Origin of the sequence: Psychrobacter immobilis (genome assembly GCF_904846235.1) — a bacterium.
GTDB lineage: Bacteria > Pseudomonadota > Gammaproteobacteria > Pseudomonadales > Moraxellaceae > Psychrobacter > Psychrobacter immobilis_C.
This window is the reverse complement of record NZ_CAJGZN010000002.1, coordinates 137,423-158,530: the sequence shown is the minus strand read 5'-3', so window position 1 is coordinate 158,530 and position 21,108 is coordinate 137,423. Positions and strand designations below refer to the sequence as shown.

Annotated in this window: 15 protein-coding genes, 1 pseudogene and 1 riboswitch; of the genes and pseudogenes, 8 read left to right on the top strand and 8 right to left on the bottom strand. The window is 44.0% G+C overall.

Going from position 1 to position 21,108, the window contains the following annotated elements; translation table 11 throughout:
* The first annotated feature begins 197 nt into the window (after positions 1 to 197).
* From JMX07_RS01950 to JMX07_RS01940, 3 genes and pseudogenes are all read left to right on the top strand, one after another.
* Positions 198 to 3,167 carry a valine--tRNA ligase gene (locus JMX07_RS01950; protein WP_201605887.1) on the top strand — a complete coding sequence of 990 codons (2,970 nt, stop codon included), beginning with the start codon at positions 198 to 200 and terminating at the stop codon, positions 3,165 to 3,167.
* A 147-nt stretch (positions 3,168 to 3,314) separates the two neighbouring features.
* Positions 3,315 to 4,001 (top strand): hypothetical protein, encoded by a 687-nt coding sequence (locus JMX07_RS01945; protein ID WP_201605879.1) that lies wholly within the window; start codon positions 3,315 to 3,317, stop codon positions 3,999 to 4,001.
* Between the two features lie 175 nt (positions 4,002 to 4,176).
* Positions 4,177 to 5,474 (top strand): annotated as a pseudogene (locus JMX07_RS01940) (VWA domain-containing protein).
* Between the two features lie 109 nt (positions 5,475 to 5,583).
* On the opposite strand, the gene JMX07_RS01935 reads toward JMX07_RS01940, so the two are convergent.
* Positions 5,584 to 6,480, bottom strand: a complete 897-nt coding sequence (locus JMX07_RS01935; protein WP_201605877.1) for an ABC transporter substrate-binding protein — start codon at positions 6,478 to 6,480, stop codon at positions 5,584 to 5,586.
* A 170-nt stretch (positions 6,481 to 6,650) separates the two neighbouring features.
* Positions 6,651 to 6,767, bottom strand: a riboswitch (TPP riboswitch).
* Positions 6,768 to 7,201: 434 nt separating this feature from the next.
* Between JMX07_RS01935 and JMX07_RS01930 the strand changes: the two genes are divergently transcribed.
* Both JMX07_RS01930 and JMX07_RS01925 read left to right on the top strand, forming a co-directional pair.
* The gene (locus tag JMX07_RS01930; RefSeq protein WP_102094045.1) at positions 7,202 to 7,624 is read left to right on the top strand and encodes a YbaN family protein; all 423 of its coding nucleotides are present in this window, start codon (positions 7,202 to 7,204) and stop codon (positions 7,622 to 7,624) included.
* Positions 7,625 to 7,867: 243 nt separating this feature from the next.
* Positions 7,868 to 8,077, top strand: a complete 210-nt coding sequence (locus tag JMX07_RS01925; protein ID WP_045453470.1) for a cold-shock protein — start codon at positions 7,868 to 7,870, stop codon at positions 8,075 to 8,077.
* A 301-nt stretch (positions 8,078 to 8,378) separates the two neighbouring features.
* On the opposite strand, the gene JMX07_RS01920 is transcribed toward JMX07_RS01925, so the two are convergent.
* Complete coding sequence (locus JMX07_RS01920; RefSeq protein ID WP_201605868.1) at positions 8,379 to 9,503, bottom strand: YeiH family protein; 1,125 nt, start codon at positions 9,501 to 9,503, stop codon at positions 8,379 to 8,381.
* A gap of 231 nt (positions 9,504 to 9,734) precedes the next feature.
* Here JMX07_RS01920 and JMX07_RS01915 point away from each other — a divergent pair, with 231 nt between their 5' ends.
* Positions 9,735 to 10,670: a LysR substrate-binding domain-containing protein gene (locus tag JMX07_RS01915; RefSeq protein WP_201605866.1), complete on the top strand. Its 936-nt coding sequence runs from the start codon at positions 9,735 to 9,737 to the stop codon at positions 10,668 to 10,670.
* A gap of 119 nt (positions 10,671 to 10,789) precedes the next feature.
* Here the strand turns inward: JMX07_RS01915 and JMX07_RS01910 are convergent, their stop codons facing one another.
* Both JMX07_RS01910 and JMX07_RS01905 read right to left on the bottom strand, forming a co-directional pair.
* Positions 10,790 to 11,251 carry a universal stress protein gene (locus tag JMX07_RS01910; RefSeq protein WP_057761630.1) on the bottom strand — a complete coding sequence of 154 codons (462 nt, stop codon included), beginning with the start codon at positions 11,249 to 11,251 and terminating at the stop codon, positions 10,790 to 10,792.
* A gap of 99 nt (positions 11,252 to 11,350) precedes the next feature.
* The gene (locus JMX07_RS01905) at positions 11,351 to 11,812 is read right to left on the bottom strand and encodes a universal stress protein (RefSeq protein ID WP_201605864.1); all 462 of its coding nucleotides are present in this window, start codon (positions 11,810 to 11,812) and stop codon (positions 11,351 to 11,353) included.
* A 296-nt stretch (positions 11,813 to 12,108) separates the two neighbouring features.
* Between JMX07_RS01905 and JMX07_RS01900 the strand changes: the two genes are divergently transcribed.
* A complete protein-coding gene (locus tag JMX07_RS01900) occupies positions 12,109 to 15,189 on the top strand; it encodes an insulinase family protein (protein WP_201605862.1) in 3,081 nt (1,026 codons plus the stop codon).
* An 82-nt stretch (positions 15,190 to 15,271) separates the two neighbouring features.
* On the opposite strand, the gene JMX07_RS01895 is transcribed toward JMX07_RS01900, so the two are convergent.
* Positions 15,272 to 15,835: an NUDIX hydrolase gene (locus tag JMX07_RS01895; RefSeq protein ID WP_101206043.1), complete on the bottom strand. Its 564-nt coding sequence runs from the start codon at positions 15,833 to 15,835 to the stop codon at positions 15,272 to 15,274.
* Positions 15,836 to 16,377: 542 nt separating this feature from the next.
* Here JMX07_RS01895 and JMX07_RS01890 point away from each other — a divergent pair.
* Positions 16,378 to 17,112 carry an NUDIX hydrolase gene (locus tag JMX07_RS01890; protein ID WP_201605854.1) on the top strand — a complete coding sequence of 245 codons (735 nt, stop codon included), beginning with the start codon at positions 16,378 to 16,380 and terminating at the stop codon, positions 17,110 to 17,112.
* 132 nt (positions 17,113 to 17,244) lie between these two features.
* On the opposite strand, the gene JMX07_RS01885 is transcribed toward JMX07_RS01890, so the two are convergent.
* From JMX07_RS01885 to nhaA, 3 genes are all read right to left on the bottom strand, one after another.
* Positions 17,245 to 18,648, bottom strand: coding sequence for an oxygenase MpaB family protein (locus tag JMX07_RS01885; RefSeq protein WP_201605852.1), 1,404 nt, complete (start codon positions 18,646 to 18,648; stop codon positions 17,245 to 17,247).
* 77 nt (positions 18,649 to 18,725) lie between these two features.
* Entirely contained in the window at positions 18,726 to 19,328 is a 603-nt protein-coding gene (locus tag JMX07_RS01880) for a DUF2799 domain-containing protein (RefSeq protein WP_201605850.1), read from the bottom strand.
* A 200-nt stretch (positions 19,329 to 19,528) separates the two neighbouring features.
* Positions 19,529 to 20,731 (bottom strand): Na+/H+ antiporter NhaA, encoded by a 1,203-nt coding sequence (gene nhaA / locus JMX07_RS01875; protein WP_102091810.1) that lies wholly within the window; start codon positions 20,729 to 20,731, stop codon positions 19,529 to 19,531.
* Positions 20,732 to 21,108: the final 377 nt, after the last annotated feature.

The window sequence follows — 21,108 nt, the reverse complement described above, 5'->3', positions numbered from 1 at the left end:
TTCTTCTGATTGCTGTTGTTAATTGATTAACAATTTGAGTAATAAATCGCCTTCAGGCTTTATAAATTGCCTTACCATCTAACAAAATCTGCCTATCTGCGTTAAAATCACACTATCAACTATTTTTCCTGTTTTTATAGCGTTTTACGCTATCTCATTTTGACCACATTCATTATCAACAATAAGATCACCCTATTATGAGCAATCCTAATACCGATACCAGCATTGATAGCAATGCGAAAACCAATCTGACCCAGTCGATCCAAGCGGCGCTAAGCCAATTAGAGAGCGCCTATAATCCTGCGGAAGTCGAAGCAGGTATGTATCAAGGCTGGGAAGAAAGCGGCTATTTTCAGCCGACTTTTGACAAAGACGAGTCGTTTTCTATTGCGCTGCCACCGCCAAACGTCACGGGCTCACTACACATGGGTCACGGTTTTAACAACGCTATTATGGATGCGCTTACCCGTTATCACCGCATGGACGGTGACAATACGCTGTGGCAACCAGGTACGGATCATGCCGGTATCGCAACCCAAATGGTTGTTGAGCGTCGTTTAGAAGCGCAAGGTATTAAACGCCGTGATATGACACGTGCAGATTTCATCGATAAAGTATGGGAATGGAAAGAAGAGTCGGGCGGCAATATCACTAGCCAGATTCGCCGTTTGGGTAGCTCGGTTGATTGGTCGCGTGAGCGCTTTACCATGGATGATGGTCTGTCTAATGCGGTAAAAGAAGTGTTCGTTCGTCTGTTCGACGATGGTTTGATTTATCGTGGTAAGCGTTTGGTCAACTGGGATCCAAAGTTCCAAACCGCGCTGTCTGATCTCGAAGTTGAGAACCACGACGAAAAAGGCAGCTTGTGGCATTTCCGTTATCATTTCACCGATACAGAGCTACTAACTCAAGATGGTAAAAACTATCTAGTGGTAGCAACCACACGTCCTGAAACATTACTCGGTGATACGGCTGTTGCGGTCAATCCTAGCGATGAGCGTTATGCACACTTGGTCGGCAAAACCATTACCTTGCCAATTACGGGTCGAGTCGTGCCTATCGTCGCTGATGATTATGTCGAAAAAGACTTCGGTACAGGTTGTGTCAAAATTACTCCAGCGCATGATTTTAACGATTATGAATTGGGTCGTCGCCATAGCTTGCCATTGATTAATATCCTAGATGAGCGCGCTAATATCTTGCCAGCGATGGAAGTTTATCCTGACTTGCAAACACGTGAGCCAGAGCTAGAGACTACACCGAGCGAGTACGCAGGACTTGAGCGTTTTGCTGCTCGTAAATTTCTTGTAGAGCAAGCAGGCGAGCAGGGCTGGCTAGAAGATATCGAAGACTACGCACTAAAAGCCCCGCGTGCTGAGCGTGGCGGTACGATCGTTGAGCCGTGGTTGACCGATCAGTGGTATGTCGCGGTCAAAGAGCTTGCCAAGCCTGCGATTGACGCAGTAGAAGACGGCAGCATCGAGTTCGTCCCTGCTCAGTACAAAAACATGTATATGGCGTGGATGACGGATCTGCAAGACTGGTGTATCAGTCGTCAGTTGTGGTGGGGTCATCGTATCCCTGCATGGTATGACGATGCGACAGGTGAAATCTATGTCGCCCGTGATGAAGCGGAAGTACGCACTAAATACAACCTAAGCGATGATGTAAAACTGCGCCAAGATGATGATGTGCTCGATACGTGGTTTAGCTCTGGTCTATGGACGTTCAGTACGCTTGACTGGGCAGACGTCAACGCTGATCCACGCGTGATGGACACTTTCCATCCGACCAGCGTGCTCGTGACAGGTTTTGACATTATCTTCTTTTGGGTTGCGCGCATGATCATGATGACCATGCACTTCGTGAAAAACGAAGACGGCACGCCGCAAGTACCGTTTAAGACCGTCTATGTGCATGGTCTGGTACGTGATGGCAATGGTCAAAAAATGTCAAAATCAAAAGGTAATGTCTTAGATCCGATCGATCTAATCGACGGTATTGAGCTAGAAGCGCTGGTAGAAAAACGTACCAGCAATATGATGAACCCGAAAGACGCGGCTAAGATTGAAAAGCAAACGCGTAAAGAGTTCCCAGAAGGCATCCCAGCTTATGGTACGGATGCACTGCGCTTTACCTTTACCTCATTGGCCAGTACGGGTCGCGATATTAACTTTGATCTCAAGCGTGTCGAAGGCTATCGTAACTTCTGTAATAAAATCTGGAACGCCAGCCGTTTTGTCCTGATGAACTGTGTCGATGGTGACAGCAATGCCAAGCCTATCGACCAAACGGCAAACCCTGATGTGTGGGAATTACCAGAAAAATGGATCATGAGTCGTTTGAACTCTACCGTTGCCGATATCCATCAGCATTTCGCTCAGTACCGTCTCGATATGGTCAGCCAAGATATCTATGAGTTTATCTGGAATGAGTACTGTGATTGGTACGTTGAGCTTGCCAAAGCCAGCCTCAATGATGACTCGGTATCGGATGAGCGCAAAGCGCAAATTCGATATGTGCTACTGCACGTGCTAGAGACGGCGCTACGCTTTACTCATCCAATCATGCCGTATCTGACTGAGCAAATCTGGCAGACCATCGCGCCGCTACTGGGTCGCAAAAACACCGACAGCATCGTGGTCGCTGACTATCCACAGACCGATGCCAGCCAAATTAGTGAGCAGACCGAAGCGGATATGGCATGGCTACAAGAGCTAATCGCGAGCGTCCGTAATATCCGTGGTGAGATGAAACTGGGTAACGCGGTACGTCTGCCAGTGCTACTACAAAATATCTCTGCTGATGAAGATGCGCGTCTATCACGTATCAAAAACCAGTTCAAAGCGCTTGCCAAAGTCGAGAGCTTAGAGATCGTCAAAGAAGGCGATGAAGTGCCACTATCGTCATCAAGCATGGTCGGTCAGCTGCGCGTACTCGTACCGATGAAAGGTCTAATCGATCCAACGGCTGAGCTAGCTCGTTTGGGTAAGTCATATGATAAGTTGAAAGGTCAAGCCGAAGGCATCGCGCGTAAGCTAGGGAATGAAGGCTTTGTCAGTAAAGCACCTGTGGAAGTGGTCGATGCGGAAAAAGCGAAACTGGCTGAGCTAGAAGGGCAGTTGACCGCGATGACAGCGCAGATGGAGCAGTTAAAAGCGTTGTAAATAAAGCAAAAGCTTAAAGAGCATGGCCTCAGCATCGGAGTCCTTTAATAATAGGCTAATATGCGATGCATGAGGCGGTGTTCTTTAATAGCTTAACTCGGCGCTCGTCCCTCGCGCAAAATAGGTGACGTATTATAAGGACAGAAAATGTTGGATTTGTTTCTTAATTTTTTTAGAGCTTTGGCTGATGCCATCCCAAAACTATATGAATTATATAGAGACAATCAGCAAGAGGAAAAAATCGTTGAGCTACTCGAAAGCTATTTTATTCTAGGTGATTTAATCTATTCTGCAGAAGAGCTATTATTGATTGTTCGCAACAAGGATAAGGTAGATTTATCAGGTTTGTCTTTGCCTGAGTTAAAAGCAGAACTACATAGAATAGAGTCAATAGTTAGTCTTCAAAAATTAAGGCTAAAAAGGCTAGGTAATATTTATTTAACTAACCCTACGCTAGATTTATTAGATTCCAATATTCAGTTCGAACTTAAGAAAGCTCTTGGTAGTAAATTGAAAGGTGGACTCCACGGACTTGCATCTAATTTAGTATTTCATCAATATTTTGATTTTTCAGGGTCTGCTGATGAAGACGAGAGAGATTGGGCGACTAGAGCAAATAGTGTAGCAACTGATTTCATAATAGAAATAACAGATTCAGATAAAATTTCTATTAATGAGCAAGACGAAGTCTTACAGAAACTAAAGGCGCTAAGAGAAGCTTATCTTGACAAAATGAATGCAATTTTAGATAAGAAAGATAAGACTATACTTGCTAAAAAAGCTAAAGAACTCGCTAACAAATATATAGAAGAACGTAATGAGTATCTTCTATAGAATATTTACCGTAATTCACTTAGAAAGTATTCCGATTGCTTATTGTTCATAAAATAGTATCAACCTATTGACTAAAAACCAAAAAACCGCTCCAGCTTGTGCTGTTAGCGGTTTTTTAATGTTAGTAATTAGTCTATTATCTTTAAAGGAATAACAAGCTAACGTAAGGAACACCATGAACCATCTCACCGTCGGACAACGCGCGCCTTTAAGCAATCTTGCTATTGACGATACCGCACCTATCACGCTTAAGTTCACTCGTCAAAGCCCAATAGAGATGGATATCAGCTGCTTTGCCTTAGACGCAGCGGGCAAACTGATCAATGATGATTACATGGTGTTTTATAATCAGCCAACCTCTCCATGCGAGCAAATCAAGCTCACCCATTACGAGTCGCAACCAACGGCAAATAAAGGCATCCAAGCCGAGTTTGAAGTGAGTTTATCCAAACTGGCTACTAATATAGACAGCTTGTTTTTTGTATTATCAGCCGACACACCGCTCAATCAAATTCAATCGTTAGAGATTGGCATTTGGCAGCAATCACAAAAAGCACAGGCAGAGTATCAAGCAGTAGATTTTGCCCAACAGCAGGCCAGTATGCTGATGCAGCTTTATCGTAAAAGTGGTGTGTGGCGGGTATCTAACGTCGCGCAAGGCTTTAATGGTGGACTTGCTGCCATCGTGCAGCATTTTGGTGGTGATGTAGAAGAGAGTAGTCCACAAGCAGCAGAGACGACCGCCACGCCAATGCAAGCAAAACCATCGCTAGAAAAGGTCATGCTAGACAAAGCCCCAAAACTGGTCAATCTGGCTAAAAAAGCCACGATATCGCTTGAGAAACGCCAATTACAACAATTAACCGCAAAGGTAGCGTTGGTGTTAGATGCCTCAGGCTCAATGAATAGGCAGTACAAAAAAGGCCGTGTGCAAGAAGTAGTCAATCGCATATTACCATTGGCAGTGAACTTCGATGACGACCAAGCGCTAGACTGCTGGGCATTTGCCCGAGATCCGCAGTATTTGGGCGAGATTGGACTGAGCAATTATGACGGTTTCATTAACAACGCTCATGGCGGCTGGCGCAAATGGGCACTTGGCCCACGCATTAATAATGAAGCAGAGGTCATGAAAGCCGTGACAGAGTTTTATCAAAAGGACGGCTTGGATGTGCCTGTCTACGTGCTATTTATCAGTGATGGCGGGGTAAATGACAATCGCGGTATCACGAGAGTCATGACGGAAGCGGCGAAACTGCCGATATTTTGGCAATTTGTGGGCTTGGGTGGTCGTGGTTATGGCATCCTAAAAAACTAGACGACATGACAGGGCGCGTGATTGATAATTGCGACTTTTTTGAACTCGATGACTTGGATGACATTAGCGAAGAAGCGTTGTATGAAAACATGCTAGAAGAGTTCCCAATGTGGCTTAAAGAAGCCAAGCAACTTGGTATAGTCACTTCACTATAAAAATATTACTGTGTTAACCTCACTATTCGATTACAGCTAAATAAAAAACCGCCACAGCAAATGCTATGGCGGTTTTTTACTATTCAAAATATTGTAACTTCTAAAATCTCTATAGCGCCCAAAGCGACTGATATTGCTCATGAGTCAAGGTCACGATATCGATCTCGGCTAACATCTCACGCAGTTCTTCCCACTTACTTGCACTTGGCTTAATCGGCGTGATTAATCTACCTAACGTATTATCAATAATCGCATCCATCAGTGTATCTGCTTCGGTTTTACTATAGTCGTAATACATACGGTGGGCTGTGGCTGGCTCGTTTTTACACAGTTCCGTCATTTGATTGGTCACTTGGATAAAGGTATCTATCGCGTCCTTTTTCGCACTATAGATCTCATCCGTCGTTAGAATCTCTAACGCTGAAAAGTTCGGATAAGGTGACAGATGCTGATCGATAAACGTAAACTCCAACCCTTCATGAGTCGCTTCAACGCCTTCAAAGTTATAAAAGCATAGCCATGCACCATCTAGGCTTGGGTCTTCTTGCAGGTTTTTGATGTGATAAAAGTCTTTTTGTACAAAGGTCACATTATCACGGCTGATACTAAAGCCATTTTTCTTGGCATAGCGAGCCAATATCTCAAAGCCAATACGATTGGTCTTTTCTTCAGCGGCAGGGGTGCAAATGAGGATAGGTTGATTGTTTTTGAGCTTATCCATACTAGACTGCTGCATCAATATGCCGCCATCGGTCTCAAAAAAGCAGCCTAGTGCGCGTAGATTAGGCACGTAATGTTCAAACAGATGGATAGGCTCATTGACGTGCAGATCGATGCTCTGGTTCTGTAGTTCGGCAAAGCCATCATAGTGATCATCTGGCTCGATAATAGTGATATCAAGCCCTGCTTGCTCATATGCGCCCGTGGTCACACCAGCGATAAAGGGCAGGTGATCAGGGTTTAAAAACCATTCGAGGGTCAGAGTAAGTTTGGTGGTCGGTTGCATGGTTGTTTCCTTTTTAGGTATGGAAAACAATCAGACTGATACGATTAAGTAAAACAAGAAAGGCTAAATAAGAAAAGTGAGGTCGCAATGCTAACTGTCAGATGCTCGGCGTTTGATATAGGTATCACGAGTACATCATCTATAGACTGCTCTTATTTATAGACCTCTGAGGGCGTGTCACGCTTGTTTCCTACGTCAGTGCTAACTGCTTCAGGTTCACGGGTGTATCTCAGCGATGATGTGAGCTGTGTCTACAGCGTTAAATCAAAGCACCCCGACAAGATTGATTGGTATTACATTATTTTCGATCAGTACCGCTAATGAATCCGTACTGCGAATGGCTATTATCGATAGCTACTGCGTCATCATAGACGACTTACAAGATGGGATGCAAGCGTATCGGGAAAGACGATGACAGGTGATGACAGGTGTTCGTTAACCGCTTTTTATGATAGCTGTTGTTTATCACGGCTTGTTATAAGCGCTTTCAATCAATGTATTAATAAAAGAGTGCAGCATTTATTATTGGTACTTACCCAATTACTAACCAAACATACCTATCAATAGCAAAAACCTTATATAAATAGTCTTGAGCGCAGACGGGCGATATTGCATGATTAGCCTTCTATATTAGCCTTCTATGCCACCGCTTATATAATAGGTGCTACTCTAAACAATCGACATTTGGCATAACTGACAACTTACACAACCGACAACTTATATGACCGATAATAAAAAAGCGTTCTATTACCGACCCAAGACTGATCAATCCAACAGCCCAATGCTGCGTTGGACCTTTGTGACGCTTGGTTGGCTGTTTTTTATCTTAGGTATTATCGGTATATTGCTGCCAGTGATGCCCACAGCGCCTTTTATTCTGCTAGCAGCAGGCTGCTGGGCACGCAGTTCTCGACGCTTTCATTTTTGGCTGATTAATCATAAATACTTTGGTAAATTCGTCCGTGATTGGGAAGAAAATCATGCTGTTCCGCTTTATGCCAAGTGTTTAGCGACGGTTATGATGGCAGCATCAACAATTATGTTATTTTATCGTTTACCTGCCGATATGATGTGGATGGCATGGGCGGTAGCCGCTGTCTGTAGTGGGGTAGCGATATATTTGTTCCGTTTACCAAATGCCTAAATCCGTTGCAATTTGCGCCAAAATCAGCCAATAAACGGTTCTGGTTACACGAAACATGAGATAAGACTTGCGATACTGGGATGTACCCCTTATAATACGCCCAAGCTTAAGAGCAGTTCTGCACCAAATCATTACCTCGTAGTATTAGTTATAATCCTTCGTTTTAATATTTATCGTTCAGTAGCTATTTGCAAGCGTTACCGGTCACTAGACCATTAATAAATTTAAAAGTAGGATTATACTATGTCAGACGTTCAAAAAGGTACAGTTAAGTGGTTCAACGAAGCTAAAGGCTTTGGTTTTATCGCTCCAGAAACTGGCGCAGACGTTTTTGCTCATTACAGCGAAATCACTGGTTCAGGTTTCAAAACTTTGGCTGAAGGCCAAGAAGTTGAGTTCACTGTAACTCAAGGCCAAAAAGGCCCACAAGCACATAACATCGTTGCTATCTAATTTGTCTTTATAGACAGATAGATGAATAGATGTAGAAAAGCGAACCTTCGGGTTCGTTTTTTTTCGTCTATGTTTTAGCATTTAGAGACTTGGTATTTAGAGCATTAGTACTTAAGAGATTGGTATTTAAGACAATGGTATTTAAGACAATGGTATTAAAGTCAGTACTAGTCCAAGATTAAAGTTTTAACTAATCATATTAGACCAAATGATAGATGCAAAAAGGCCTCCGACTATAGATAGTTGGAGGCCTTTTATATTGTGCAATGACATCAGCAGTTAAGAATGGACATTTAGCTTATTACATAAAGCTAATGCCGATATTGATCAGACCACCGCCCAGTATCAACCAACCAAACATAATAGCACCCAAGATAAGCGGTCTAACGCCAGCTTGCTTGATCGCGCTCAGATGAGTGGTCAGACCTAATGCAAACATGGCCATCGTCAGTAACACATCATCTAGCATCACCATACTGCGTACGATACTCTCAGACATTGGCACCCATGTATGTATCAATACAATGCCGATAAAGATAAATGCGAACCATGGTACTTTGACTTGTTTGACACGAGTCATAAATGACGCTGTCTCATTTTTACTGCTCTTATCTTCTATAGCGGTATTATTTACGGTACGATCTTTGGTTAGCGCAAACGATAACACAAGCAGGAAAGGCGCGAGCATCATGACGCGTATCATTTTGGTCACGACAGCGGTATCGCCAATCTCAGTATTGATTGCATTACCTGCGACCACGACTTGCGCCACTTCATGAACGGTTGAGCCAGTGTACATGCCGTACTGCTGGGCGCTTAGCCAAGGCTGTAACCAACCAAGATGATATAAAAAAGGATAAAGTAGCATTGCGATAGTGCCAAAAACCACCACAGTTGCAACGGCGATAGTGACTTTATGAGCTTGCGCGTTGACGACTGGCTCTGCAGCAATGACAGCAGCAGCACCGCAAATACTTGCCCCTGAGCCAATTAAAATAACCGTTTCTTTATCGACTTTTAACCACCTAGTACCTAACCAATAGGTCAGCAAAAAAGTTGATGTCAGTACCAGTGCATCCGTCATAATCGCTGGCATACCGATGCTCGCAACTTGCGTCATGGTTAGCTTAAACCCATAAAACATAATTGCAAGTCGCAGTATCTGACCTTTGGAAAAGCAAACGCCGCTGTTTAAACGTTCAGTGAATTTGGGATAGATAGTATTACCTAAGATCATACCTAGCAAAATTGCTAGCGTTAAAGAGGATAGTCCAACGATATGCCCGTTTGACCAGATATCCAAACTGCTGTCCAACCATAAGCAAAACAAACTACCAATCAGAACGACTACCAATCCCGCCAAGTGACGGTGATTAGGGGTATAGTTGTGAACGGAGTTGCTGACTGATTGGACGAATGTGTGCATAACGCGGCATCCTATTACTTATATTAAGATAAGCATAAGCTTATGAATAGACAGTATATGCCCGCTACATTTATAATAAAAACAGATTAATAAGATATAAACTATCGATTTTTTAGGTTAGTATCTATTATAGAAATAGATATACCGCACATGAGTAGCGAAGAAAGATACGCATAGTGAATAAGACAGGCTAAAAACTGACATAAAGCAACATAGGGCATTATCAATATTATGAAAAAATCTGTGCAGACAGTGCCAAAGATTACGCTTAAGCAGCTTGCTGTTTTTGTCAGTATTTATCAGACAGGTAGCACCAGTCGAGCCAGTGAGGAGCTGCACTTATCGCAATCAGCAGTCAGTAGCGCGTTGACAGAGTTAGAGTCTAGACTACAGATGCCACTGTTTGAGCGCGTCGGTCGTCGGCTCAATCAACACCCCAATGCCCATCCGATTTATATACAGGCACAGGCTATCTTGGGTCAGTCGCTCACGCTTGAGCATTATCATCAGTATCAAGCAGGACAGATTCATATCGGTGCCAGCACCACTATCGGTAATTACGTGTTGCCATCTTTGCTTGGCAAGCTATATGAGGCGCTACCCGATGCCAATGTCGATATGTATATTGCCAATACGCAAGAGGTAGTTAGCGAGGTTGAGCAATTGAATATAGACATCGCACTGGTAGAAGGAATGCCGCGTCCGGTAGATATGAAAGTTATTGAGCAGCACAAATGGCGTACCGATACGCTAGTGATATTCGCCAAGCGTGATAGCAAGTGGTTACAGGGTATAGCTACCTATAGCGAAGACGAGGACTGCTATCAGCTGACCATTAATCAGTTGGCGCAGTTGCCGCTACTGGTACGTGAGGCAGGGTCAGGCACACGGCAAATTATCGACGAGCAACTGCTAAAGTATCTACCCAATGCAGAAGTGGTAAAGGCGATACATCAGTCTGAGGCCATTAAACATATGGTGAGTGCAGATATTGGTCTTGGTTGTCTATCGCAGCATGTGATTGAGACAGAACTGGCAACAGGTGAGCTGGTACAAGTGAACGTGGCGGGAATTGATCTATCGCGTACATGGTGGCTAGTCTGGCATAAAGCCCGTCACCAAAGCCCCATTTGGCAAACCTTTATAGATATTATTCAACAGAGTTAAATGATGAGTTTGGATGAACCTAAAATTTATCAGCCATAAAAAAGCGCAGCGTTAAAACTTACGCTGCGCTTTTTTGTTTAAGACATGCTTTATATCACATAAGACAATCCAAGCATATTTTATGCTGAAACAGGTTTGTCCAGTCTTACTACAAAGCTATCGCAAGGTACATTGGGCAAGATATTATCTGCTGTCGCGCCACTTATCCATGCAGCGATACCAGTACGCTTATGACGACCGATGACCAATAGATCGACATCGTGTTTATGACAGTAGCTGACGATACCTTCACTGCTAGAGATGGCAGTTGTGACTTCTGATGTTGCTGCATTTAGCTGATTGCGTTCAAGGAATTGCGCCAGCTTTGCGCGTGCTTCTTGGCAACGTTCATCATCAATCTCATCGTATAGGCTAGAGGCAGGTACCAGCTCGTAGCCAAAGCCAACCATGGTGTCTTTGACAATATGCAGAACTGATAGCTTAGAGCCTGGACGGTTTTCGACGATGCGCTTGGCCTTTTGTGCGACTATATCTGCATCAGAGAGTAAGTCGGTAACCAGTAAAATATGTTCGTAACTCATAGCGTCTTCCTCGTGTCAGATAGTATTTACTATAGCACTACTCTAGGGCGCTGTTAAGTAAAGCTTGTCGTCTTTAGCAGCGGATTAGAGTAATGCCAATTATTCCAAGACAGGCTGATCAAGCTTCACCACTAAACTGTCGCAAGGGACATTTGGCAAGATACTATCGGCAGTAGCTCCTACCAACCAAGCGGCAATACCATGGCGTTCATGGCGTCCAATGATAAGTAAATCGACATCTTTTTCACGGCAATACTTAATGATACCTTTACTATTAGAGATGGCAGCGGTGATCTCAGAGTTGATTGCTTCCAGCTCATTACGTGCCAAAAATTGCGCTAATTTCGCCCGTGCTTCTTGCCACTTTTCATTATCGACATCACCCGAGAGGCTAGAGGCAGGCACGAGCTCATAACCAAAGCGCACCATGTCATCTTTGACTATATGCAAGACAGACAGTCTGGCTTCAGGAGAGCCTGCGAGAATACGTTTGGCTTTTAGCGCCACTTTGTCCGCATCGGATAGTAAGTCAGTAACCAGTAAAACGTGTTGGTAGCTCATAAGGTACTCCACTCGTATTAATAGTTAACTTTATAGTAGCAGTGCAGGCCGTCTTTGTTAAGCGATAAATCCATAATAAAATTGTGGATATTTATAAATTTGTAACTATAACGCATTAATAGTTAAAGTTGATAGCCGCGTAGATTATGTGGTGGATTATTGCATGGCTATTGCCTTGACTTATCCATGTCGTAGCCCCACTAATAGCGCTAAGCCAACTCTTTTTTAGCCAATTTATTACTCTATTTTCCCTGACAGTCAGGGCACTATACGCATAATAAGCGATAAGGATAACTATGACGGACACGCCATTTACTGCTGATTTAACCTTGCATCCAGCATTTGAGCTGATTGAGCATCGCCATATTGAGGCGCTATCGATGGATGTGCTGATCGGTCAGCATGTGAAAACAGGAGCGATGCATTATCATCTGGCACACCCAAGTGATGAGAATGCGTTTTTGGTCGGTTTTCGCACCCAGCCGATGGATTCAAAAGGCGAGGCGCATATCTTAGAGCACGTGGCATTATGTGGCTCGAACAAGTTCCCAGTACGTGATCCATTTTTCTCAATGATTAAACGTTCATTAAACACATTTATGAATGCGATGACTGCAGCTGATTGGACAGCCTATCCGTATGCAACGCAAAACAAAAATGACTACTTTAACTTGCTTGCTGTATATCTTGATGCGTCGTTTTTCCCAAATATCCATCCGCTCGATTTTGCTCAAGAAGGCATTCGCGTGGAGCTTGATGAAAATGATAAGCCGCAGTTTAAGGGTATCGTTTTTAATGAAATGAAAGGCGCGATGAGTGGCGAGATTGATCAGCTATATCATACCGTTGCTCATCATCTGTTCCCAACGACGACCTATCATTATAATTCAGGCGGCGATCCTGCCGATATTCCTGACTTGACGCACACTGAGTTGACCGAGTTTCACCAGAGCCATTATCATCCGTCAAACAGTGTCATCATGAGCTTCGGTAATATTCCTGTTGCCGAGACGCAAGCGAAAATACACGAAGATGCTTTGATTCAATTTGAGGCAGGCAAGAAGCATGTATCGCGTCCAGAGCAGCGTTTGTCTGCACCAATCAGCGCAGTCGATACTTATACTGCTGATGAAGCGGGCCCAGATCAGACGCATCATGTGGTTGCTTGGTTATTGCCATCGATTACCGATCCTAAGCAGCGCTTAGCGTTACGTCTGCTAGAAGGCGTATTGATTGAGCATGCAGGCTCGCCATTGCGTGCTTATCTTGACAGCCATCCACTGGGTAAAGCGCCAAGTCCGCTATTGGGACTTGATGACAGTCATTATGAGATGGTCTTTTATACGGGACTGCGCGGTTCTAACCCTGAACATGCCGAAGCGGTCGAGCAGGGCATTATTGATTTGCTGACCGAAGTGGCCAATTCACCAGTTGATGATGAGACAATCGAAACCATTCTGCATCAGATTGAGATTGATCAGCGTCACATCGGCGGCGATAGCATTCCTTATGGTCTAAACCTGATGTTAGAGGGCTTTAGTACCGCCATTCATGATGGCAACCCTATCGACGTTTGGGAAGTAGACGAGCATCTACAGTGGCTACGCGAGCAAGTCGTCGATCCACAGTGGCTACCGAACTTGATTAAGACGCATCTATTGGACAATCAGCATCGCGTACGCGTAACGATGACGCCTGATAGCGAAAAAACAGCCCGTTTGGCAGCAGCTGAGCAGACTCGTTTGGATACTATCGCGATGAATTTGACTGCTGATGACAAAGCTATCTTGAAGCAACAAGCCTTAGATCTGGCTGCACGTCAAGCCGCGCCAGATGATTTAAGCTTATTACCAAAAGTAGGTCTAGAAGACGTACCAACGGATATCAGCTTTAAAGAAGGCGCGCAAAAGCAGGTGCGTTTGAGCGGGCAAGACAGCACGCTATTTGAGTATGAAGCTGGCACCAATGGCATTTATTATTATCAAGTGATTGTGCCGTTGACCGATGCGATTGGTAATCAGAACACCAGCGAGCTACCGGTTAATGAAGTGATTAATCATCCATTGTTGCCTATTTATTTAAGTCTATTATCTGAGCTAGGTACTGACTCACTTAGCGCTCATGAGATGCAAGCTAAGCAGGCCGCGCATTCTTCTGGTGTGACCGCTCGTATTAGTCAACGTACCAACGTCGATGACAGCCAAGCGATTAGCAGCTACTTTGTCGTGGCAACGCGTGCGCTAAATCGCAAACCTGAAGCAATTGATTTGCTCAAAGAAGTCATGGAGCACAGTATCTTCTCTGAGCATGACCGTATCAAAGAAATCTTGCAACAGCGTCAAGCAGGTTGGCAGTCAAACCTAGCGGGCTCAGGGCATTCATATGCGATGCAAACAGCCAGTCGCGGCATGAGTCGCCAAGCGCAGCTAGAGTATGTGCGCAGCGGTTTACCAGCATTGAACGCGCTTAAGGATTTCTTGGCACATGCTAGTACAGATGATGCCCAGTGGGATCAACTGGCTACGAGCTTGATGGACTTACATCAACGTCTGATCAGCTTGCCTAAGCATGCCGTTATCATCTGTGAAGCAGAGCAAACCGAACGTTTAAGTAGCTTAATCGTTGATAGCTGGAAAGACAGCCAAGCGACGACGGCTTCTAACGATATAACGAACGTGGCAGCAAATATCCCAAGCGAGTTTGCAAACCTGCAATTAGATACTGCGTTGAATGGTGCGACTGATACAGTCAAAGCATTAGAAAATGGCGACGATGTTAAAAATGACGTGCTTGATGTTGCAGATCTAGCATGGTTAGTACCAACCAATGTCTATCATAACGCTAGTGCTTATACTGTACCTGCTGCTGACCATCCTGATACCGCTGCACTAATGGTATTAGCGCCTTACTTACGTAACGGCTATTTGCACAGTGCGATTCGTGAGCGCGGCGGTGCCTATGGCGGCGGTGCGGGCTATGATGCCAATGCTTGTGCCTTTAAGTTCTTTAGCTATCGTGATCCGCAATGCGCTGAGACCTTTGCTCACTTTGACGCCAGTATCGAATGGATCTTAAACGAGCCACAAACCGATGAGCAATTGGAAGAAGCTATCTTAGGTATTATCTCAGGTATGGATAAGCCGGGCTCTCCTGCAGGCGAAGCAATCAAAGCGTGTTTTGCAAATCTACATCATCGCGGTGTCGACTGGCAGCGTAAAATGCGTGCGTCAATATTGGCCGTGACAGTTGCTGATTTACAGCGCGTTGCCAAGCAATATCTGCAAGGGCAAAAGCATGTGCGTGCAGTGCTAGCGCCTTACGACAAAGAAGAGGCAGTAAAAGGTCTTGGCTTTGAGGTTTGTAGAATTAAGAGCTAAGACGATTAGGTTTGTTCTTGATTAAAAGTTAAGCACAAAAAAGCCAAGCATCATGCTTGGCTTTTTGTGGTTAGGTAATTGATTAATATCGCTTGATACTCAAATCTTTGCCAATTTTGTCTTGATGAATCGGAAATTCTGACAACTCGTTATACTGCTTACGATCAGCAAAGTAACTTTTTAGAGTACGGCGAATGGCTTCAAACGCCAGTGTATCCCATGGGATATCTTCTTCGCTAAACAGTGCACAGTCTAGGCTTTCTGAGCCAATACCATACGCGCCATCTTTTAGATCGGCCAGATAGATAGAGTAGATCTGTCCAATATCTGGTAAGTCATAAATGCAGTATAGATGCGGATTCAGTACGATGGCATCAGCTTCTTCGTAGCTCTCGCGTGCTGCGCCTTCAGCCATGGTCTCGCCATTTTCCATAAAACCTGCAGGTATCGTCCATAGCCCATATTGTGGCTCAATGGCACGGCGGCAGAGTAGCACTCTGTCTTCGTGTACGACTAGCGAGCCACAGATAACCTTTGGGTTTTCGTAGTGGATATAGTGGCAATTGGGGCATACCAAACGCGGCATATTGTCCGTAGGTGGGATTTTTCGTTCTGCTTCATGACCGCATTGGAGGCAATAGCGCATATCAACTACCTTGTTATAAAAGTTATTGTGTATGATGTTTTTTATAGGTTATAAGACCTACATTCTGAAGTGCTGCTGTCATCGTTTCGAGATAAGTTAGACATAAGGATGATGAGACAAGTACTACGATCCGTAGACTGTGTAGACCTGAAATAACCCTAACTTAAACGTACCTGACTTATATAAGATATTATTCTAAAGAGCAGCTATCGTCTTAAGATAGCACATATTATCGACGGACAGAATCACGATAACAGTAACGCATCATTTCACAGATAGGCTGACTATTATTAGTTAATAGGGCCGTTATTGAGCATTGATAAGCAATGAATCAGTCACATAAATAGCATGCAGCCACTATTATATTGCGCTAGTCTAGTGAGTGTTCAGTAATTATTGATACTAAAGCCGCTGACAAGTCGCGTGGCCGAGAACAATAAATAGATTGTTGGTTTTATTTACTAGTCGCGATTTTAATAATAGAAAATAAGAAAGATGCTGTTGATACCGCTTAATAACCATAAAAATATAGGGCAATTATAATGTTATTCCCACCGGAGGCTGTGAGCTTCGATAACCTGTCAGTTGCTGTCCCAAGTTTTATTCGTCATCCGACGCTTCGTCAATTAGCCGAGCGAGTGCAGCACGAGACCTTAAATGCGCTGACAAGTCCAGCAATGTACGAGGCAAATAACGCCTCTCATAGTAGCCGCGTTTTAGATAGCCTATATCAGACACCGATTGCCGATGCATCAATACTGGTCGCTATTACGCATGAGCGCAGACCTAAACTACTACTAACACGCCGCGCCGCCCATATGAACAGTCATGCGGGTGAGGTCTCCTGTGTGGGTGGTAAACATGATCGAGGCGATGGCAATAATGTCGTTACCGCATTGCGTGAAGCTTGTGAAGAAACAGCACTGCCACCCAATAAAGTCCAGTTGCTTGGTCAGCTACCTATCCAAACTTCAAAAAGTGGTATGAGCGTACGTCCAATCGTCGCGCTTATCGCCCCAGGTCTAGTACTCGTACCTGAAGCGGGAGAAATATCACGTATTTTTTGGGCAGACTTAGAGTCGTTAGTCACTCAACCAACGGTAGAGTATGAAATTGAGTATAAGATGCAGGAGCAAATGGCTACCATACTGACGCCGAGCTGGCAGGTCGATGGCGAGACAGTGTGGGGACTAACAGGACGGGTAATTGCTAATCTATTAGAAACAGGGTTTGATCGACAGCTCGAATGGTATTACCGCGTAGAAAACAAACGCTGAGAAATGTCATCTACTTATAATATAGTCGATGCAATTTAAAAGTAGTACAAGGCAACCGAGTGTAGATGTATATGTGATACTTCAAACGAGGTTAACACAGTAATGCTTTTATAGTGGGATGACTATGGTCATCTATTTATAATAATCATCGTTCTTTTTAAGCCACCAGTTCATATTGTCTTGGCGCTTGGCACGGAATGCTTCTAGCTTATGGGCTACGGACGCATTATGCTGCCGTGCAGTATCGAGCGCAAAAAGAATCGGCACTGAAGACAACACGCCAAAGCGTATCTTCGATTTTGGTAAGTTTAAGCCGTCACCAATGTCATCACCAACTAAGGTGCGGGTGACACTGGCGTTGACCATTTCGACAAAACGTCCACGGCGATTGTCTTCACCCATCAGCTGACGCGGTAAATCGTGCAATGCTTTTGCCAATGGCTGTCCCATCTTAAAATCTAGCTGCTGTATCGATAGATAGGTATAGAGCCATTCCCAACACGCGGCCTCATCTTTTGGCAGACGATCTAGATCAACCCCCATCCAATAACTGGCAAGATTCCATAGATGCAGGATACCTTCAGCTTCTTCTGTACTAATACGTGCGCCCAGTAATCGTAGACCGCGCATAATAAGTAATGAGAACTGTAAGTGGGTGGCAATCATATCGGTTTGATTGATAGGGATGCCCCAATAGTCAGTATTCCAACTGCCGTCAGGGTTATGATGTTGCTCGGCGTTTGGTATCACACCTGTAGCAGCACTGCGTTTCCCTTTGAGTAAATTTTGCCGTACCAAGGTATGTATCTGACGTACTTGGATCGATTGTCGCCAGCCTTCAGAGCCAATAGCCAATACTTGCTCGATAGGTTTGTTTTGATTGCGTGTGCTCATATTAGATGAGGGGTGTTCAGACACGGCCAAGATATAAGCGTAAGTACGCATCAATCGCGGTAGCGCATCGTGCATCAGTGCGCCCGTCTGAATGAGCGGTAACGAGAGGGCAGGAATGCTATAGCCTGCCATTAGAGCAACGTTACGCAATAGCCAAATGAGCATCAACGGATATCGCCGATAGGCAATCGCACCTATCTGAGCAAGCTTTGGGTCGAACCAGTCAGGATGGCTGCTAAATTGCTCAGTGAGTGCGCTAAATAATGGATTGTTTACAAGATAATTGCTTGCAGGATTATTGTTTGAACTATCGCTAAGAATAGTATGCTGTAAGGGCTTTGCAAATTTTATGCTCTGTGCAGCTAACGCGTCTGCAAGCGGATCACCAATATCATAACCTGCTACTATCTCATCAAGTAGAGCAGGCGAGATCGTAAAGTCTTTTGGTAATAAATAACGTTTAATGCGTTTTAGAACCTGCAAATCGCTATGGTCATCGATAGCAGTGGTACGTCCATGACGCTGATAAGCGTTCGATGATTGAGCGTTCGATGATTGAGCATTCGATGATTGAGCATTCGATGACTGAAAGTCAGGTTTGTCAGTTGGAGTACTTGCCGTATTGATGATTTTCTTATCCATAGTTATCAAGTACCATTTTCAGAGTGAGGACATGCCTTAGAGCATAAAACTTGCATTGCAATAGCTTCGCATCACAATCATTCGTAAAAATTACTGGATTGGTTCAATGAATCTAATTGATGCTGTGTTATTCGGATACGGCGTTTGGTATCACGAATCTCATCAGATAGAGATAGCAGCCGTGCACGGGCTTCTTTTTCATTAGCAAAATCTAGCATGTCACCATTTTCTAGCTTATCGAATTCTGATTGGTAAGTATCTAGGAGGCGATTGTCTTTGTCCAACTGACTGTCTAAGGCGTAATAATCTAGCCCTTTTTGATTAGCCGCTTGCAATGTATTGGCCATAGTGATCGGGCAAACATTGTTCAACTGACGACCACGTCTGCCAATGTTATAGGCATTATTAATGGTGCAGTATTGTTGCAGACCAAGTTTACGACCTCGCTCCCATGCCTGATAGTCAGGCGCGACGCTAGCTTTGGCACAGGCTTTTGTATGAGATGCTAAGCGGTCTGAATGGTAACCTGCCACGCCATCGTTATAGCCGATAGCTTGCCAGTCACCGACGAGACATTCTTGCTTAGAAAGTGTTGCACAGCCTGCTAGCAGATAGATACTACCGAAAACAGATAACCCTAATGCCAGTTGACGTACAACGCGGTGTATAGGTCGGTACATGGTTAGCTCCGATAGCTGTGATAACGATAATAACTATGAACACAAATAAATGATGCTAGCAATTAATCACATTATGCAGCTTTGTCATTGATTGTTAGGACACTTACAGATATCTCGTTAACGCATATATAAACAAAATAGAGCAGCTTATAAGTGGCATCAACATTAAGCAGTACCATTATAAGCTACTCTACGTTTCATTAATGTGGACGAGTCAAATCGACCGATGTACCGCTAGCATTGTCTTTCAAGCTCATTTTTAGCATGATGTAACCAGCAATACCAGAGACGATTGAACCCATGATAATACCCAAGCGCTCATCAAACATAGTGGTGTCGCCAGCGAACGCTAAGCCACCAATGAACAAACTCATGGTAAAACCAACACCACACAATAGAGCTGCACCGTAGATTTGCTTATAGTCCATACCTTTTGGCATGGTTGAGATACCAAGCTTAAAGATTAACCAGCACATGAACATGACGCCTAACTGCTTACCAATAAATAAACCAGCGGCAATACCTAGCGGCACTGAGTGGAATAACTCAGCAAAACCTGCGCCTTCGAGCGAGATACCCGAGTTGGCAAAAGCAAAGATTGGTAAAATACCAAAGGCGACGGTATTGTGCAGATCATGCTCTAGCTCTTCAAGCGGAGAGTGCTCAGGATCAGTGCGGTCGAACATCGGAATAAACAGTGCTAGTACCACACCTGCCAATGTTGCATGGATACCAGACTTGAGTACGGCAATCCACATGATCAGACCAATGAGTAGATAGGGCGTGATGTTGGTAACGTTACGGCGATTAAGAACATATAAGAACGGCAAACATAGACCAGCTACTGCTAATGATTCTAGCGACAACTCACTGGTGTAAAACAAAGCAATAATCAGAATCGCACCGATGTCATCGAAGATAGCAATAGAGACCAAAAATACCTTTAAAGAGTTAGGTACACGGTTACCTAAAAGACTCAAAATACCGAGTGCAAACGCAATATCTGTAGCCGCAGGAATGGCCCAACCTTTCCAAAACTCAGGCTCATTATAGTTAAAGAGCAGATAGACAATCGCTGGCATAATCATACCGCCAAGTGCAGCCCCTGCTGGCAGTATTATCTGTTTGACGTTGGACAGCTCGCCAATGAGTACTTCACGCTTAAGCTCTAATCCAACCAAGAAAAAGAAAACCGCCATCAGACCATCGTTAATCCAGTGATGAGCGTCTTTGGCAATCGCAAACTCACCAATCTGAATGGCGACTGGTGCATGAATAAAGCCTTCATACCAAACATTAAGAGGGGAGTTGGCAATGATCATTGCAGCAATGGCAGCCAATGCTAAGACGATACCGCCTGCTGCCTCAAATTCAAAAAATGCCTTAATCCTTCGTATTGCCATATCATCCTCATTCGCTAAATACAATTTACTAAATAACCTCAAATATCCATCAATGTCTGCGCTACCTATAATATGGGGGTAGCAAATAGACAGAAACAGTTTCTCATACTCTTATCAATATAGACAACAAAATACGTTGAGCCAGTGCCAACGGTCTACTTTTTTATATTCACAATAGCAATATTATAAAGAGGATTTGGCGAGCACAATAGTTGTAAGTCGTTACATCTTTTTAATCAGTCGCTATTCGGCTGAGCAGATTCGGAACGTTATTAGACAAATTTAGCAGACTTTGTTACGTTTTTGGCTTTTTTTATGGTTTTATCTTTATAATGAGCAGCGCTGTGCGACGTGTCATTATTTCTTTTGCTAGCACT